Raw genomic sequence first — 16,862 nt, 5'->3', positions numbered from 1 at the left:
CTTTTACCTGGTCAGGTAGAAGGGATAGACCACATTGTCCGGCCGGAGGTCCGCCAGCCGCACGTACGAGATCTCGATCCATACCAGCGAGGGTTCCTCACCGGGCGTCACCGCAACGTTGGTGACCTGGATCCGGGGCTCCCAGGTGGCGAGGGCGTTGAGGATGTCCTCCCGCATCGCCGTGCGGGTGGTCAGGGTGTTGGGAGCCATCAGGTACCTGCGCAGCCCGCACCCGAAGGCCGGCAGCATGATCCGCTCGCCCGGCTCGGTGTCGAGGATCGCCTCCACCGACTGCCGGACCAGTTCCATCCCGGTCACGTACCCGGCGCCGGGCCGCACGGGGAACCGCAGGCCCGTGCCCAGCCACTCGTCCACCACATCAGCCACGCCGCCGACACTCCCCCAGCCGCGTCACCGCACCGTTCTGGCCTCTTACGGCACCGCCGGTTTCGTGTAGTCGAAGAAGCCGATCTTCACGTCGGCGCCCTTGAACGCCGCGTAGTCCTTGCCGATCGCCACCAGCTCCTGCTTCTGGGCCGCCGTCAGGCCCAGGCTCGAATAGTTGATCACGATCTCGTCGACGATGATCGGCTGGCCGGACAGCTCGTAGCCTGGCCGGCGGAAGTACACCTTGCCGTGGTACTTGAGCATGGCCTCGTCGATGTCGCGCTGCACGACCGGCTCCAGCTGCGCCCGGGTCGTCTTACCGGTGAAGTCGTAGTTCTTGCCGGAGACGCCGGTGGCGCGGACGTTGGTCCGGGGCAGGAAGTGGTCGAGATAGTGCACCTGGCCGACCCCGGGATTCGGGATCCGGCTCACGCCAACGTTCTGGAGCACCGCGCCCGACTCGGCGGCGATGTCGCTGAGCACGCCGGCCGTCACACCCTGGACCAGCTTGCCCTCCCGCGCGGCCCACAGCTTCTTGTCGAACGTCGAGCGGAAGTTCTCGAAGTCGCGCGGGAAGTCGCGGCTCGTGCGGCCCGTCGCCGCCAGGTCGTCGCGGATGCTGACCACCCGCTCGCGGTAGTACAGGTTGTACCGCTCCCACATCAGCAGGTCGTCGGCCGTGGTCAGCCCGGGAGGCGGCTTCGTGATGTCCGGCATGTGCGGGTCGAGGTACTTGGCGATGTCGGCCGGGCTCTTGATCGCCTCGGCCGCCGACTTGCCCGGCATGCCCGGCACGCAGATCCGGCCGTTGGAGAAGCGGCACCAGCTGCCGTTCGGGCCGCGCCGCCACACGTGCTCGTTGGGCAGCCGCACCTCCACGTCGTAGCCGGGCACGGTGGACTTCGCCGTCTGCGAGCGCTGCACGATCGCCAGCTCCGCGTCGACCTGCTGCGCGGTGGGCGCGACCGGCCCCTTGCCCGCCTGGAGTACCCGCGCCTCGGCGGCCTCCACAGCCGCAGCCGGAGCCGGGGCCTTGGGTGGCACGGGCTCACCGGGCCGCGCCGTCGCGGGCAGCTTCGGCGGCTCGTGGAACGCCGGGCGGAGGCCGCCGAGCTGGCGGGCGACCGTTGCGAGGTCGACAGCCGTCAGCACAGCGGCGATCCCGAGCATGGTCCACTCGAACATGCCCGGCGCGCCCACGCCCAGCAGCGTCTTCTCCGGGTTCGCCGCCGCAGAGGACAGGACCTGCCTGTCCATCATGGACTTGAACTGCTCACCGACCTGCACGGCACCAGCACCCGCCGCCACAGCCCCGGTCGCTGCGGCGGCTGCTGCGAACCCGAGCCCGGCCAGCCCGCCCGTCAGCCCCGTCAGGACGGCGATGCCGAGCGCCATCACCATCTCCACCGCGAACTTGGCGACCTCCCGGTCCTTGCTCAGCTGGTCGAAAGCCGCCTTGAGCGCGGCGGGCATCCGGCCACGGGTGGCCGCCACGGCACCGGGCAGGTCGAGCGGGTGGATGCTGCCCGACCCGATCTTCAGGATCGCCTCGTCGGTGTTGCCGAGCAGCTTGTCGAAGGAGGACGTCACGGCGGCGAACAGCGCCTGCTCGCCAGGCATCACGTCGGCCTTGTACGCGTAGTGCAGCAGGTAGCCGGCGACCGGAGCCAGCACGGGCAGGGTGATCGCCGAGGCCGCCAGGCCCTTGCCTGCCGTCGCGGCCGTCCCGGCGTGGCTCTTGCCGGTCAGGATCCACGATGCCTTCAGCTCGGCCAGGAACGGGAAGTCCCGGTACACCAGGCCGAGTGCCGCGTCGGTACCGCCGATCTGGCGCTCGCGGAGCTTGCCGAGGTCGCGGCCGAGGTCCATCAGCACGACCTTCTTCGAACCCCAGCTCAGGCCGGGTGCCGTCATCTGGTGCCTGGCCATCAGGACCCGGGGCAGCACATCCGGCGCGGAGTGCGGCTGCGCGGAGTCCCAGAGCGTCTGCATCTCCGCCGGGAGCGTGTCAGGGCCGCCGTTCACCCGGACAGCCCGGCGCGCGGTGTCACGCAGGCCGGTCAGCGTCTTCTTCAGCTCACCCAGTTCGGTCGCGGCCTTCGCTGCGGCCCGGACCGCCGCGGCGAGATCTTTCGATGTGGTACTGGTGCCGCCGGCCTTGCTCTCGGCTTCCGGTCCGGCCTGCGCGGCGCTGACCATCGCCAGGAAGTCGGCCTTCCGGGCCTCCAGCGCCCTGCGGTGCTCGCCGACCTGGCTCAGCGCTGTCAGCCGGACCAGGGTCAGTGCCCGTTTCTCGAACGCGGCCCGTTCCTCGTCCGTCGCGGGCGGGGCCTGGTTCTCGAAGCTCGCGGCTGCCGCCTGGGCCGCGCCCGGCGCCGCGTTGAGCGTGCCGAGATAGTCGTACTTCTTGCGGTGCTCCTCCGAGTCGTACCAGTCCCAGGTATGCGTGTTCGCCGGGTCCATCGGCTTGCGGTGGATCACGTCGCCGGTGCCCTGGACGACGTGCGCGAGCTCGTGCGCGATCAGCCGGCGGCCGTGCTCGGTACCGGGCGAGTACATGCCGGCCCCGAACGCGATGTCCGTGCCACTCGTGAACGCCTTCGCCGCGACCTGCCCGGCGGCACTCGCCGCGTCCGGGCCGGTGTGGACGCGCACGGCCCCCAGATCCCGGCCCAGCCTCGGCTCGAAGAAGTCACGGGCCGGCTGGTCGAGCGGCTGCCCCGTACCCAGCGCCAGATTCACCGGCAGCAGCCCCTGAGCGGGCCCGGCCGCCGCCCGGTGCACCTTCGGCTCACCCGAGCAGCCCTTCCCCGCCGCGCACCCGGCACAACAGTCCCCTGTGGACTGTCCGGTCACCCGGTCGGCGACAGCGTCGGCCTCCCGCTCCAGCGGATCGTCAGGCTGGCTCACCGCGAGCTTCGGCCAGATCCCCGCCGCCGCGACAGCCCGGCGCACCGGCTGCTTCTCGTCCTCCTTCTCCGGCTCGGGACGACCGGGAGCCGGGGAACGGGCGAGGGTACGGAGACGGCGCATCGGACCGCCTCAGAGGAAGATCACGTCGAAGGACAGGCTCGTGTTCTTGTACTGCCCCTCGAACTTCTTCACAGCCTTCTGGATGACCGGCCGCATGTTCTGCGGGACCAGCGCGGCCTCGTAGACGAGGTACACCTGGTTGATGTCGTGGATCTCCCCCGTCTTGCGGATCACCCGGTGGCCGCTGTACTTCGTCACGGCCTCGTCGAGGTCCTTGCGCACCAGCGCCTCGGCCTGGTCAACCGTGCTGCCGTGGAACACGCTCCGGCTCTTGTTGGTGAAAGCGGTCGCCCCCAGCCCGGTCGAGCTGACGTAGAAGAAGTCCGCGCGCGTCAGCCACTTCTCCGCCGGGTTCAGCGGCCGGGCAGCCGACTCGCTCATCCACACCTGGCCGTAGACGGCCTTGGCGCGCTCGGGGCCGAGCGCGTCCTCGAAGACCTTGCGGGTCTTGGCCTCGAACCTGGCGCCCTGGATCTCCAGCCGGACGATGTCCGGCTGGGGCTGCATCGGGTGCGCGGTCCGGAACGACTCGAAGGTCCGGGGCGGGTCCGGCACCTTGCCGGTGCCCTTCAGCGCGTCCTCGATCATCCGCAGCCTGCGTTCGGCGTAGAAGACGTAGTCCGCCCAGTCGAGGTGGTCGGCGGGTTTCCGCACGGAGGCTGGCCGCTGCCGCAGGGAGGCGCGCACGGCCGCGACATCGGCCAGGTTCGCCGCGGTGACCCGCTCGGCCTGGCTGCCCGCTCCGATCCGGAGTTCCTCTGGCGAGTAGCACTTCTTCTTCGTGAACCGGCACCAGCCGCCGGACTTGTCAGCCTTCTGCCGCCAGGTGTGCGTGTTCTTCCCCCCGGTGCTTCCGGCGAGCGAGTGCTCGGCGGCGAACCCGGGCTCCCCGCTGGCCTTCTGGGCCGGCGTCTCCTTCGCGAGTTGCAGCTCACGGGCGGCGTCGCCGGGTGAGAGCGTCTCGGACTTGCCGGTGCGCTCAAGGAATCCCGTGTCGCGTGGCGGTCTCGCGGCCTGGGCCGCCTCCGCGTCGAGCTTGATGGTGACCGTTGGCTCGGCGTGGACCTGGCCCTTGCCCGCCGGCTGGGCACCGGGCCCCTTGCCCGCGCCCGGCGGGGGCTCGCCTGGCTTGGCCCGCCCGCTCGCCGCGCCCGCGAGAACCACCGTGCCCAGCAGCAGGCCGCTCATGGCCAGCCGCTGCAGGGCGGCCCTGCGTTCCTCCGGGGACAGCCCGCTGCTCATGATCGCCTGGTACTGCCGGATGAAGTCATGGGAAACGGTGATCATGACTGCGGTGTTGAGCACCTTCGTCAGCCCCTCCGCCAGCACGGCGGCCCGCTCGATCACGATCGTCATCCTGGTCACCCGGCCGGCCATCAGCGCGGCCTCCGCCGCCTTCGAGGCGATCTTTCCCAGCCCGAGTGACAGGATCGACGCGACGTCGGCGGCGATGAACAGCAGGGCCTTCGCTGTGTCCTCCGGCTTGCGGATACCCAGCTCGGACTTCTCCTGGAGGTCGGCGAGAGTACTCCCGATGCTGAAGCCGGCCGCCGCGACACCGAGCCCGGCCAGCACGCCGGGAGTCGCCAGCCCTGCGGTGGCCAGGATGATCGCCAGGCCAGCGATGCCGAGCCCGATGTAGCCGAGCCAGTCGCCGAGGGAACGGGGCTCGTCGGTCCGCAGCTCACCCTCTGAGTCGTCTGGGTTCGTCCAGTACAGCATGCCCTCGGGAAAGATGAGCTTGTTGTTCAGCCTGGCGAACAGGGCTGGCGGCGGATGCGACACGCCGAGCTGGGCGTAGCTGCGGGTGAACTTCTCCTGGTCGGACAGCCCGTAGGAGACCTGTGGCCTGCCTGGTGACGTGATGTCCCGCAGTACCCACTCGAAACCTTCCGGGTAGTGGAGCTCGTTCTGGGAAGGCGTGTGGGTGAGGTAGAAGTACCACGGGATGCCGTTGGCCACCTCGACGGACTGGCCGCTGTCGTCCTGGCTGGTGACGAACTTGTCCTTGGGATAGAACACCGCTCGCACACGCTGGGCGTCCGGGAACTTGCGCTGCATCTCCAGCTGCCGTTCCAGCAGCCCGGCCGCGTACGTGAAGGCCTGGACGGCGGGGTCGTTGCCGGGCAGGTAGCTGAGCACGATGGTGTCCATCGTGGTGGTCGCCGACCCGAAGGACCGGAGCGCCTCCGCCCACTGCCCGCCGGTGGCAGCCTCCAGGCCCCTGGTTTGCAGATCACGCAGCCACGGCCCGGAGGGCGGGCCGGCCACGTACACCGGGAACTGGAGCGGGGCCGGGCTGTGGCAGTTCGGGCACGGCTTCCTGGGCGGCGTCAGTGCGGCGCTCATCTGCTCGCTCTCCCGCTGCCTGGCCCGTTCCTGCGTGTCGACAGCCTCCGCCAGCGGCAGCAGCTCGCCATAGAACGCTGACAGCGCCGCCCGCGCGGGTGCCGTACCTTCCGGGGTCAGCGCGCCGGCCGCGACCAGGGCCTCCAGGACCACGGTTTCCTGGTAGGCGTTCACCCAGGCGTCGGCCAGGGCCGCTGTGACGGGAGGGCGGGGCATCTCCCAGGACATCGCCGGCCGTCCGGCCTGGACGAGCGGGGTGAACGTGGATGGCGGGAGAACGATTCTCGACGGCGGCTGCGCGATGGCCGCCCGGAGCACCGCCAGCCGGTACTGCGGCATGGCCGCCTTCATCGCGGCGATGTCGTCGGCGAGCGTGGTGCTGCGGCCGAGGAAGGCACCGTGCTCTTTCCGGTGTGACGCCTCCCAGCGCTGGTGCCGTTCCTTGCGCTCGCGTTCGGCAGCGGCCTCCGCGTTCCGCCTTTGCTGGGCCTCCCAGAGTTCCTGGGGGGTCTGGTGGCAGCTGCCGGGGCACACCGCGCCCGGTGGGGCCTTGGGCCGCAGGTCAGCACTGCGGAAGCCGCCTGGCTCGGGAAACTGGGCACTGCCGGGGAACATCGGCGTCTTGTGTTTCGCCAGCTGATCGAACATCCGCTGCTCATCGGTGAGCGGAGCCTCGCCAGTGATGTAGGCCCGCATCGTCGCCTCGTCCGGCGGTTTCGCCTCGGCCAGCAGCCCGCTCCCGGCAGGCTGGCGGTGGATGTCGCCGGTGAACTGGCCGCCGGTCTGGACGACGTGGGTGAGCTCGTGGGCGAGGAGTTTGCGGCCCTCCTTGGTTTCCGGCTGGTACTTGCCGGGCGCGAAGGCGATGTCGGAGCCCGCCGTGAACGCGTGCGCGGCGACGCGCGTGGTGGCGTCGGCGGCCTGGGGGCCGGTGTGGACCCGGACGTTGCCGAGGTCCGTGCCGAGCTGGGGTTCGAAGTGCTCGCGGTCGGCGCTGGCCAGGGGCTCGCCGCCGCCGAGGGCCAGCTTGGTGGCCAGGGGCGGGCCTGGCCCTGCGGCCGAGCGGTGGACCTTCGGGCCTGAGCAGTCCGAGCAGGGCTGGCCGGCGTCGCAGCCGTTGCAGGTGTCTCCCGTGGCCTGGGCGGCGAAGGCGTCGGCCTCGCGTTCGGACCGGTCCGCTGGCTGGCTGACGGCCAGCTTCGGCCACAGGCTGGCCTCGGTACCTGGCTGGCGGCGCGGCGCTTCCTGGGCCGGCCCGGTACCCGGCTCCGGCACTGGCTGCCGCGCCGGGGTTCTCACGGCCCGGCCCCGCACAGCGGGTCGGGCCGGGACGGCTCGGCGGGGGGCGGCGCTGGTTCGGGTACACCGGAAGGGTCTGTGACCGAAGCGAGGTCCTGGAGCAGGTCGTGGGGGAAGGCCGGGCTGGCCTGGAGGCTGGCGGCGATCCCGGGATCGGCCGAGCCGGGCGGCACGGTGATCCCGAAGACGTCGTTGAGCGCGACCCGGACCTGGAGGTCTGCCTGGGCGTCGGCCACGACGTCCACGTGCGCGGCGGCGAAGAACGTGGCGAGGGCCTGGATCTGGATGGTCAGCCGGGGGAAGCAGAACCGCAGGGCCAGCATCCACCACAGCTGGAACGCGAAGACGACGATCGGCAGGAACATCAGGAACAGGAACAGCGAGACGATGAAGAACAGCTCGAAGGCGAAGGTGCAGATCCCGCCGCCGCCGAGCGAGCCGGAGCCCGGCTTGGGCACGCCGCCGAACGGGTTGAAGCTCAGCCCGGAGCCGGGCGGGGTGCTGATCGCCAGCCCGCCGGGACCGGGCGGCTTGCCGGCCCTGGCGGCCAGGGTGCGCAGGTCGGGGGCTGTGATGGTCGCGGCCCGGTTCTTGGTGCCGTCCGGGTCGTAGGGGGCCGCGAGGCGGAAGGGTTCGGTGGGCTCGCTCTCGGAGACGCGCGCCGGGCAGTCGCCCCGGTCCTCGACGACGCGGCAGTGGATCTGGTAGATGGCCTTCTCGTCGAGCTTGGGCACGGGCCGCCTGCCGGGCGAGGCCGGGTCGGCCCAGTGCTCGGACGAGAAAGTCGGGATGAGGCCGAACCACAGCGCCCGCGTGTTGGCCGCCCCGCACACGCCGTCGCGGCCCGGCAGCCTCCACATCGGATAGTCCTGTTCGGACTCACCCGGGCGGGTGTCGCCCGGGTCGGCCCAGCGGCCGGTACCGGTGGCCGGGTCCACCAGCCACCGCTGGACCACCGTCCGCGCGCCGAGCTGGCCGATCAGGTCGCCGTGTGTGGCCTCGAAGCGCTCGCGTTCTGCCGGGTCCGCCCACCACAGGTCGTCCAGGTCGCCGACGTTGGTTCCCTTCGCCGACACGGTTCCCTTGCCCTTGTACTGGCGGTCGTACAGGTCGAGCATCAGGTCCTTGGCCAGCCGCCACGCCTGGGACTTCGTGCCCTCGTACGCGAAGCGCTGCCGGCGGAGCACGAACCGCACGGTCAGGTCCCGGTGCGCTCCGGCGCGCGGCAGGCCGGGCTCGTCACAGAACAGCTCGGAGACGACCGCGTAGAACCGGTCGTGGTTGGGCTGGAAGAGCTTGCGGAGTCCCGTGGTCACGAGCCTGCTGGTCGCGAAGCGTTCCCGGCCGGTACCGGGAGCGGGGAAGGCCACCGGCACCGGATACGACCAGCGGTCCTCCGGCGTGAACTTGAGGTGGTTGCTGGGGTCGGCGGCGAGCCGGGTCACGAACTCCGGCCTGTCGTACATCTGGATCGCTGGGGCGAAGGCACGCGGGTCGTTGAGCCCGAGCCCGGCTGATTCCCTGGCGTACCAGGGTGCCCGGAACTGGTAGCCGTGCCCGCCGCCGGTCACAGCAGGTTCCCGAGCCCGGGGGTGTAGGCGGGTGAGATGACGAACGCCTCGGCCATCAGCGTCTTGCAGATCACGTTGCCGTTGAAGGTGGAGATGGGCGCGTCGACGTTGACCAGGATCGCGTTGACCTTCACCACCATGTTGGACTTGACCTCGACGGTGCTCACGGTCAGCTTCACCTGCGCGCCGCTGGCGTGCTCGACCAGGATCTCCTGCGCGCCGTCGTCCATGACGACCCTGTGCCCGGACTTCATGGTCACCGAGACCTTCGGCGCCGGCCCGTCGTCGAACTCCAGCCTGCTGTCCGCCCGCGACCGCCAGACCCGGATGTTGTTGGGTTTCTGGTGCTCCGCCGCCTCCTTGGCCTTGCCGTTCCAGGCACACCCGATGATGTACGGGCGGCGCAGGTTCCCGGCTTCGAAGGCCACGACGACCTGGCTCCCGACCTCCGGCACGACCTGGAAGCCCTGGTTGTTGTCCGCGTACGGGCTGCACAGCGTCGCCCAGGCCCGCACCTCCCGGTTGCCGTCCGTGCCGAGCCAGGGGAAGCTGACCTCCACCTTGCCCTGGTACTCCGGGTCGGCGATGGTCGTCACGAGCGCCGGGTAGACGCCGAAGTAGCCGGGCGCCGATCCGTCGGGGAGAGTGTGCATCAGCCCGCCTCGTTCACTGTCGGCCGTTCCGCGTCGAAGTCGGTACGCAGCCCGGAGGTGTGGTCGAAGGTGTGCCGGACGCGGGTCACGTAGTAGCCGGGCCCGTCGAAGGGCGCGCCGACCTGATCGAGCCGGAGCCTGCTGCCGACCATCAGGTCCGGCGTGCCCCGGGTGACGCCGGAGCACGTCACGAACCGCCGGCCACGACGCAGCATCTCCGCCCTCGCCCACGACCGGGCCTCCTCGGCCGTCAGCGCCACCTCCCGTACCCGGTAGGACGCCGACACCCCCAGCGCGCGCTCGACGACGCGCGGCCCGGTCCGCCCGCCGCTGGTCTCCGCCTCCACCACGTCCGGCCCGGCCAGCTCGTTGATGACGCCCTTCGCGGTGGCGTCGTACCCGCTGATGACGACCGAGCTGCGCTGCCCGGCCAGGTCGGCGCACAGCCGCGCGGACAGCAGCTGGTTGCCCTGGACGAGGGTGAGCGTCGTGCCCTGCCTGCGCGGCCGGGACGTGAAGTGCAGCGTCCGGCCCGCGCACCACAGCTCGGCCTGCACCAGCCGGGCCCGCTCCCGCAGGAACGCGAGGTCGCTCTGGTTGAGCTGCTGCACGAAGTCGTACCGGGGACCGTCCACCGCGACCTCCGCGCTCAGCCCGTGCTCGCGGGCGATGGCGTCGGCCAGCTCGGCGTCCGTCACCTTCGTGTACGTCCGCATCCGCCGGGTCATCCGCAGCCGCATCAGCGCGTCCTCAGCCATGACGATGACCTGCGCCGGCTCGCCGTCGGCGAACACGGCCTCGATCCCGGAGATCACGCCGTCGAAGACGATCCGCTGGCCGCCGGCGTCGGCACCCAGGCTCACCTTGACCGGCTTGCCGAAGTCGATCCGGCTCCCGTCCAGGTGCAGCATCTTCGCCGGCGGGCCCGGCGCTCCGGCCCCGCTGGCCGCGAGGTGCACGCGCAGCGTCCGCAGCCCGGCGATGTCCTCGTCCACGTCGAGGCGCAGGCAGTCCCTGGCCAGCTCCGGCGCGACCTCACCGTCCACAGTGAACACCGGGGAGACCGCGGACAGCCCGGGCTCAGTCATCGAAACCCTCAGCGCGTACCCGGCTCGCCAGGCACTCGGCCCTGCGCCGCGCGTCCAGCCAGCGGCGCTCGGTCACCCAGGACGGTTCCTTACCGCCCGGCTGGGCCGCACCGGGCGAACCGGCGGCACCCGGAGCCGGAGCCGCCTGGCCCTGCACGTTCGCCGGCAGGACCTCGGTGTGCAGCTCGCCAACGTGTACGCCCATACCTGCATGGTTCGTGCCGGTCTGTCACTCCTGCGTCACGGCGTGAACCGCCAGGGCGCGGTACCCGGGACACGCGAGGGCGGGGCCTCGGCGGTCCTGGCCCGGGCGCCGATCACGATCCGGCCGCCGGCCACCGCGCCGCCAGCCGTCACGACGTCGGCCCGGTGCACGAGCGGGATGTCGCGGCCGTAGCTGACGGCGCGCGGATCGGGAGTGCCGGCGGAGACCGTGAACGAGGCAGCGGGTACAGAGAAAGAAGCTCTTGCCGCCGCAGTGACCGCCGAGACGTGCGCAGCGACATAGTGATCCCGGCTGGCTGACAGCCCACCGCCCGCCGAGAGAGCGAAACCGGCCGAGGCCACAGCGGACACCCCGCCGCCAGCACCTGCGGAGAATCCGGCCGACGCGCTGCCGGTGACAACGGCCCCGGCGGTGAAGCCCGCCTCGCCGGACACGACGGCCCGGCCTCCGAAACCCGCACCTGCACCTGCACCCGCGCTCGCGCTGAATCCCGCACCTGCGGAAGCCCCGGCCGCGAACCCTGCCCCGGCAGAGAAGCCAGCTCCAGCAGAGAATCCCGCTCCCGCGCTGAATCCGGCTCCGGCCGACAAGCCTGCGCCGGCCGAGAACCCTGCTCCGGCCGCGAAGCCCGCCGAGACGCCGATTCCCGCCGAGGCCGAGACGCTCGCGCCGAGCTGGACCTGGGCTCCGGCGGCCAGGCCGAGCGGGCTGGTGAGGCCGTTCATGGCCGAACGCCAGCCAGCAGGGTCCTCGTCGAGCCTGCTCAGCAGCTGCTGGATGCTCTCACCTTCCCTGGCCAGCGCCGCCTGTACCGGGTTGGGCGTGCCGCTGCTGCCCGGCCCGCCCCTGCCCGGCCGCCCGCCGGGTTCGGTCGCCTCGGTGTCCGTGCGCGCGCCGGCCCCCTGCTCCAGCGCCTCGAACTTCAGGTTCTGCTCGGTGATGGTGATGCTGAGCTTGGCGCGCAGTGCCCTGCCGTCGAGGTCGAAGTAGTCGATGTCCTCGGTGAGCTGGGTGACGATGCCAGCGAAGTTGAACGTTCCCCAGAGGAACTGCACGCGGGGCGGCGGCTGGGCCGGCTTGGACCGGTCGGGCTCGACGAACTGGCGGATCTCCTTCGTCCGTTCCCTGACGTCGAGCGGCTGGCCGTTCCCGTCGCCTTCCGCCGTGTCGAACTCCAGGTCCATCGTCAGGGTCGCGGACTGCTGCGACGGGTTCTGGCGGCGCTGCGTCCGCGCCGTCGCGCCGCCCTGGTCGATGTTGTTGTTCCGCTGGATCTTCAGCGAGCTGGGGTTGAACTGCACGGTGATCGGCGAGCCCTCGGTCTTCACCGGCAGCGGCTTGCCCTTGCCCGCGGGTTTGCCGTCCTTGAGCCGGTACAGGACGGCCTTGGTCAGCTGGGTCACGGCGAGGCCTCCAGGGTCAGGCCCTCGTGGGCGATGTGCAGTTCCTCCATCGCGATCTCACCGGTCTTCGCGTTGAGCGTGGGCCCGCTGACCTTCATCGGCAGGCCGCGCACGAAGGCCCAGTGCGCGACGACGTCCACGTTGGCCGGATCGCTGACCCGGATGTGCCCGTCGCAGCGCACGATCGGCAGCTCGCCACGGACCATCCTCGTCAGCCACGCCCAGAAGTTGTTGTCGGCGTAGCCGCCATCTCCCGGATAGATCATGCCGCGTTTGAGCACCAGGGGCTGCAGTTTCACCCGCCCGACGCGGCGGACCACCCCGTCGTTGAAACCCCCTTCCAGGTACTCCTTCACGTCGGCGTCCAGCATCAGCCCGCTGCACTCGGCGAACCCGCCCGTGCCGAACAGCGCGGCGTCCTCGCCGTACCCGCTGCGGTGCAGGCTCACCGCGAAGCGGAACGACTGGACCAGCAGCGGCTCGGTCACGGCGCGGCCTCCACGTGTACCCGGCCGTCGGTGTCCTGGCTGATCCGCAGGACCAGGTACTCCAGCGGGCTGGCCGGGGCCACGCCCACCTCGGCGATCAGCCTGCCCTGCCCGAGGGACGGCGGCGTGTTCAGCCGGTCGTCGCAGTGGACGAAGAACGAGTCGGCCTCGGTGCGCCCGGCGAACGCCCCGGCCCGGCCCAGTGCGCGCAGCAGCGCGGTGATCGTGTCGGAAAGCTGGGCCCGCAGCCCCGCAGTGTTCGGTTCGAAGACGAGCCACTGGCACTGGCGTTCCAGGGTGAGCGCGAGCATCGTCATCAGGCGGCGGACGCTGAGCTGCTGGTAGGCGGGGTCGGCTGCCAGGGTTCTTGCGGCGGTCAGGCGGAAGCCGTCGCGTTCCTCGCGGAAGACGTTGACGCCGTGCAGGTGGAGCTGGTCGTGGACGGCGTCGGTGATCCGGTCGGTACCGGCGACCGCCCCGGCCGCCAGCTCGCCCGCCGGCCCCCACGGCAGTCCCAGCCGGCGTTCCCTGGCCGCGATGATGCCGACCGCGAAGATGGACGGCGGCACGGCTAGCGCCTCGTTCTGCGCCGTCCCGGAGCGGCTGACCCGCAGCCACGGGTGGTACGCGGCGGCGTAGCTGCTCGTGAACCTGGCCCGCCACCGGCTGATCCCGGCGGCCGGCAGCCCGGGCGGCACGTCCAGCAGCACGACGAACCTGCGCCGCAGCTCGGCCACCGCCACCAGGCGCGCCTGCCGCTCGGTCATCTCGCCGAGCTGTTCCGGGTCCCTGGAGTCGAGCAGTGCCGGCGGTACCTGGGCGGGCGCGTAGGGCACGGCGCGGGCCGGCTCAGGACACGGGCTCACGCAGCCGTCCACAATGGTCACTCTGGTCCGGGGGTGGCAGCACGAGCCGAACGCCGGCGCTGTCAGGTGTTCCGTGCACCGGTCGCGCGGCACGTCCGCCACCACCTCGGAAACCGGCTCCCCGGTCGCGCCCCGCCACGACCAGAACAGGTCCGGCACGCACAGCAGCCCGATCTCCTGGTCCCGGCCCAGCAGGTCCACGCCCAGATGCTTGCGCTCGTCGAGGACGTCGGCCCCGGCCGGGTCCTCGTCGAAGAAACTGTCCACGGTGATCTGGTGCCACCGGTCGGACCCGGCGTGCACGAGTTCCCCAGCGGCCTGCCGGAGTACCGGCCCGTCCGGTTCGAGGGTGCCGAGCCAGCCGGGAGCCGTCCGGACCAGCGCGGACTCCGTGGCCAGCACAGCGGCCGGGTGCCGGGGATGCCCGGGGCGGAGTCCGAGGCCGCTGATCCGTTCGCGGCGGGTGAAAGCCGGGTCGGGATCGGTCAGGTCAAGCACCCCGCCGATCACCTCACCGTCCACTTCGGAGGCTTCGACCTCGGCGTCGAGCCCGAGCAGCAGGTGACCCCGGAGATCACGGCTGGTGCCCGTCACCCAGCGGTACTCCCCCACGGCAGCCAGGCCAGCCCCGCGCAGCCGCAGCAGCGTGCCCACCGGCACCTCGGCCCCTGCGGGCGGGCGGAGCATGCCAGGCTCCGGCACGGCTGCCCGCCATGTCGTCGTCACCTCGTACGAGAAGCGGATCGCGAGCCCGTTCCCCCACGAGCCCTCGTCGGCGGCGACCAGTTCCAGCGCGCCGGCCCGGTACCTGGCGACCGCACCGGCCCCGTCCCCGGCCGCCGCGACCCGGACGATCACCGCCCGCGTCCCGCCCTGCGCGAAGAAGGCACGGACGGCGTACGGGAGCATGCGGTCCGGCCCGCCGCCCGGCCGCTCGTACCCGCCGAAGATCCGCTGGTAGTCCGACCAGCTCGTCACGGCCACCGGCACGTTCACCGGCCCGCGCAGCGCCACCCCGCAGAACCCGGCCACGTCCAGCCGGACGGGCTGGAGCGAGGGCCCGGCTGCTGCCGGGGACCGGTACACCCCGGGCGCGCCGAGGCTCAGGCCGGTGACGCTCATGCGCTCTGGAAGTCGATCCGCTCGGCGACGAGGTGCAGCTCCTCCATCGCGACCTCCCCGCCGCCCTTGCCCGCCAGGGTCGGCCCCATCCACTTCTTCGGCTGGGCCGCCAGCAGCACCCACCGGCAGACCGGCGCGCGGGCCTCGTCGAGGAGGGTGATGGTGACGGTCTGCGGGGAGTACAGCCCCTCACGGGTCGCCTTGAGCCAGGTGAACAGCCGCAGGTCGCCGATCAGGCCGCGTTTCAGCGTCACCTCGTCCGTGGAGTTGATGTTCGGGATCTTGCGGACGTGGTTCTCCTTGTCGTTGCCGTTGCGGTACTCGGAGAACTTCACCTCGCTGCCCAGCCCGCTCACGTCGGAGAACCCGGCGACGATCTGGTCCTCCCCGCCGGCGTCGCCGAGCTTGACCATGAAGTTGAACGCACCGTACGGGTTGTCACGGACAGCCATCGCACGCCTCCAGTGTTCCGGTGATCGTGGGACCCCTCATGTCGCTATAGCGACATGAGGGGTCCCACGTACTAGCTCTGCCGGGCGTCGGCCGTCCACTGGCCGATCCGGAAGATGACGAACTCGGCCGGGTAGGTGGGCGCGACCCCGATGTCGCAGATCAGCCGCCCGTTGTCCAGGTCGTTCTGGCTCATGGTCGTCCGGTCGCAGCGCACGAAGTACGCCTCCTCGGGCTTGGTGCCCATCAGCGCGCCCGAACGCCACGTGACCAGCAGGAAGTCCTCGATGGTCTGCCGGACCGAAGCCCACAGCCGCTCGTTGTTCGGCTCGAACACCACCCACTGCGTCGACTTGTCGATCGAGTGCTCCAGGTAGATGAACAGCCGCCGCACGTTGACGTACTTCCACTCGGGGTCGGAGCTCATCGTCCGCGCGCCCCAGACCCGGTTCGCCCGGCCGGGGAAGAACCGCAGGGCGTTGATGCCCTCCGGGTTGAGGACGGACTGCCGGTCGAACGTCACGTTCGCCGCGAACTCCGTGATGCCCAGGACGACCTCGTTGGCCGGTGCCTTGTGGACGCCGCGTTCGATGTCGCTGCGGGCGTAGATCCCGGCCGTGGCCCCGGACGGCGGCAGCTCCATAGTGGCTGGTGGTGCGCCCGGGTCACGCTTGGCCGTCGGGTCGAGGACACGCAGCCACGGGTAGTACAGCGCGCCGTGGGTCGTGTCGAACTGGCTGCGGAAGGCGCGCACCGACGAGATCGAGCTGTCCCCGGGCGGGTCGACGATCGCGATCCGGTACCGGAGTTCCTCGCAGTGCTGGATCAGGTAGTCGGCGGCGACCTTGTGACTGTCGGCGTCGAGCCGGACGATGTCGGGTGCCGTGACGATCGCGATGTCCTCGATCTCGCCGAGCGCGGCCAGCCCGGTCGCGGCGTCCCGCGCGTCGTCCGGCGAGGACTTGCGCCCCTTGAGGTCGTCGGGCGTGAGCGGCGCGCCCTCCGTCCCGCCGGTCAGGAACGTGAACTCCTTCAGGCTCAGCAGCGCGGTCAGGATCGCACCGTCGGTGAGGGCCGGCTGGCCCTGCGGTACCGACGTGTCCAGCCAGACCAGGCTGAACTCGTCGGCTGGCCGCTCGGCCTGCAGCACCTTCGTGATCCCGCGCGGGTGCGCCGAGCCGAGCTCGACCCCGGTGTACACGTCGGCACGCGTCCCCATCACCACCTCGATGTCGAAGGTGATGTGGAAGGCGCCCTTGGCCGGGTCGACGGGCTCGAAGGCACCGTTGTTACCCACGTAGCCGAGCTTGCCGGTCGCCTGGTCGAGGGCGACGATCTTCAGCTTCGCCACATCGGGCGCTGTGTTGTCCGCCGGCGGCTGGGCCGGGTTGTCGCCGATCTCGACGGCCGCGCCACGGCTCACGCCCGTCAGGCTGCCACTGACCAGCACGTTCTTGCTCCGGCGGAACCTGACCCGGACCTGGATGCCGTTACCGGCCCGCCCGGGCCACCGCGCCCGCCACACCGGACCGGCCCCGCCAGCCCCCAGCGGCAGGAACGCGAAGTTCTGCGTCAGGTCGATCGTCGCCGGGTTGCCGGCTGTCGCGAATGGATAGACACGCTGGACGTACAGCCGCCGGCCGCCGTTGCCGAAGAAGGCGCGGGCCGCGTGCGCGAGGTAGTTGGTCGTGTTGTCCAGCAGCCCGACCGCGTCCAGCCCGCCGAAGGCCCGCTCGAACTCGGTGAAGCTGGTCACCAGGGTCGGCTTCGGGGTCATCGTGACGCCGAGCGCGTCCAGCCGGTACGGGACGGGGCCGTAGGCCGTCAGCCCCGCCATCCCGCACGTGCTCGTGGGAACGCCCTCGATGGAGCGTGACCTGAAGCTCGTCTCCTCGACGTACACGCCAGGTGTCAGGTACTCAGGCAT

The 16,862-nt window shown here is 71.2% G+C and carries 12 protein-coding genes; all 12 read right to left on the bottom strand.

Annotated features, from left to right (window positions below; genetic code table 11):
* Positions 1-3: 3 nt before the first annotated feature.
* The 12 genes from A3G1_RS0130335 to A3G1_RS0130280 all read right to left on the bottom strand — a co-directional run bounded on the left by A3G1_RS0130335 (position 4) and on the right by A3G1_RS0130280 (position 16,862).
* Positions 4-387, bottom strand: coding sequence for a GPW/gp25 family protein (locus A3G1_RS0130335; RefSeq protein ID WP_018353269.1), 384 nt, complete (start codon positions 385-387; stop codon positions 4-6).
* A 45-nt stretch (positions 388-432) separates the two neighbouring features.
* Positions 433-3,420: an eCIS core domain-containing protein gene (locus A3G1_RS39215; protein ID WP_018353268.1), complete on the bottom strand. Its 2,988-nt coding sequence runs from the start codon at positions 3,418-3,420 to the stop codon at positions 433-435.
* A gap of 9 nt (positions 3,421-3,429) precedes the next feature.
* Positions 3,430-7,068: an eCIS core domain-containing protein gene (locus A3G1_RS41550; protein WP_211216412.1), complete on the bottom strand. Its 3,639-nt coding sequence runs from the start codon at positions 7,066-7,068 to the stop codon at positions 3,430-3,432.
* A complete protein-coding gene (locus A3G1_RS0130320; RefSeq protein WP_018353266.1) occupies positions 7,065-8,639 on the bottom strand; it encodes a hypothetical protein in 1,575 nt (524 codons plus the stop codon). The genes A3G1_RS41550 and A3G1_RS0130320 overlap by 4 nt, the downstream gene beginning before the upstream one ends.
* Positions 8,636-9,292 (bottom strand): phage baseplate assembly protein V, encoded by a 657-nt coding sequence (locus A3G1_RS0130315; RefSeq protein WP_018353265.1) that lies wholly within the window; start codon positions 9,290-9,292, stop codon positions 8,636-8,638. Before A3G1_RS0130315 ends, A3G1_RS0130320 begins: the two co-directional genes overlap by 4 nt.
* The gene (locus tag A3G1_RS0130310; protein ID WP_018353264.1) at positions 9,292-10,380 is read right to left on the bottom strand and encodes a phage late control D family protein; all 1,089 of its coding nucleotides are present in this window, start codon (positions 10,378-10,380) and stop codon (positions 9,292-9,294) included. Before A3G1_RS0130310 ends, A3G1_RS0130315 begins: the two co-directional genes overlap by 1 nt.
* On the bottom strand, positions 10,373-10,585 hold the full coding sequence (locus tag A3G1_RS0130305) for a hypothetical protein (RefSeq protein WP_018353263.1): 213 nt from the start codon (positions 10,583-10,585) through the stop codon (positions 10,373-10,375). The genes A3G1_RS0130310 and A3G1_RS0130305 overlap by 8 nt, the downstream gene beginning before the upstream one ends.
* A gap of 35 nt (positions 10,586-10,620) precedes the next feature.
* Positions 10,621-12,009, bottom strand: a complete 1,389-nt coding sequence (locus A3G1_RS0130300; RefSeq protein WP_026212676.1) for a CIS tube protein — start codon at positions 12,007-12,009, stop codon at positions 10,621-10,623.
* The gene (locus A3G1_RS0130295) at positions 12,006-12,497 is read right to left on the bottom strand and encodes a phage tail protein (protein ID WP_018353262.1); all 492 of its coding nucleotides are present in this window, start codon (positions 12,495-12,497) and stop codon (positions 12,006-12,008) included. Before A3G1_RS0130295 ends, A3G1_RS0130300 begins: the two co-directional genes overlap by 4 nt.
* Positions 12,494-14,485, bottom strand: coding sequence for a phage tail sheath family protein (locus A3G1_RS39205; protein WP_018353261.1), 1,992 nt, complete (start codon positions 14,483-14,485; stop codon positions 12,494-12,496). Before A3G1_RS39205 ends, A3G1_RS0130295 begins: the two co-directional genes overlap by 4 nt.
* Entirely contained in the window at positions 14,482-14,937 is a 456-nt protein-coding gene (locus A3G1_RS0130285; protein ID WP_018353260.1) for a phage tail protein, read from the bottom strand. The genes A3G1_RS39205 and A3G1_RS0130285 overlap by 4 nt, the downstream gene beginning before the upstream one ends.
* A 71-nt stretch (positions 14,938-15,008) precedes the next feature.
* Positions 15,009-16,862: a phage tail sheath family protein gene (locus A3G1_RS0130280; RefSeq protein WP_018353259.1), complete on the bottom strand. Its 1,854-nt coding sequence runs from the start codon at positions 16,860-16,862 to the stop codon at positions 15,009-15,011.

Source organism: Longispora albida DSM 44784 (assembly GCF_000379825.1).
Lineage (GTDB): Bacteria > Actinomycetota > Actinomycetes > Mycobacteriales > Micromonosporaceae > Longispora > Longispora albida.
Note: the sequence above shows the minus strand (reverse complement) of the source record. Positions and strands in the feature narration are given on the sequence as shown.

Bases quoted from the DNA above. Each gene is read 5' to 3' on its own strand.
- A3G1_RS39215 (WP_018353268.1), bottom strand. From the start codon at position 3,420: ATGCGCCGTCTCCGTACCCTCGCCCGTTCCCCGGCTCCCGGTCGTCCC.
- A3G1_RS0130315 (WP_018353265.1), bottom strand. From the start codon at position 9,292: ATGCACACTCTCCCCGACGGATCGGCGCCCGGCTACTTCGGCGTCTAC.
- A3G1_RS0130310 (WP_018353264.1), bottom strand. From the start codon at position 10,380: ATGACTGAGCCCGGGCTGTCCGCGGTCTCCCCGGTGTTCACTGTGGAC.
- A3G1_RS0130305 (WP_018353263.1), bottom strand. From the start codon at position 10,585: ATGGGCGTACACGTTGGCGAGCTGCACACCGAGGTCCTGCCGGCGAAC.
- A3G1_RS39205 (WP_018353261.1), bottom strand. From the start codon at position 14,485: ATGAGCGTCACCGGCCTGAGCCTCGGCGCGCCCGGGGTGTACCGGTCC.
- A3G1_RS0130285 (WP_018353260.1), bottom strand. From the start codon at position 14,937: ATGGCTGTCCGTGACAACCCGTACGGTGCGTTCAACTTCATGGTCAAG.
- A3G1_RS0130280 (WP_018353259.1), bottom strand. From the start codon at position 16,862: ATGCCTGAGTACCTGACACCTGGCGTGTACGTCGAGGAGACGAGCTTC.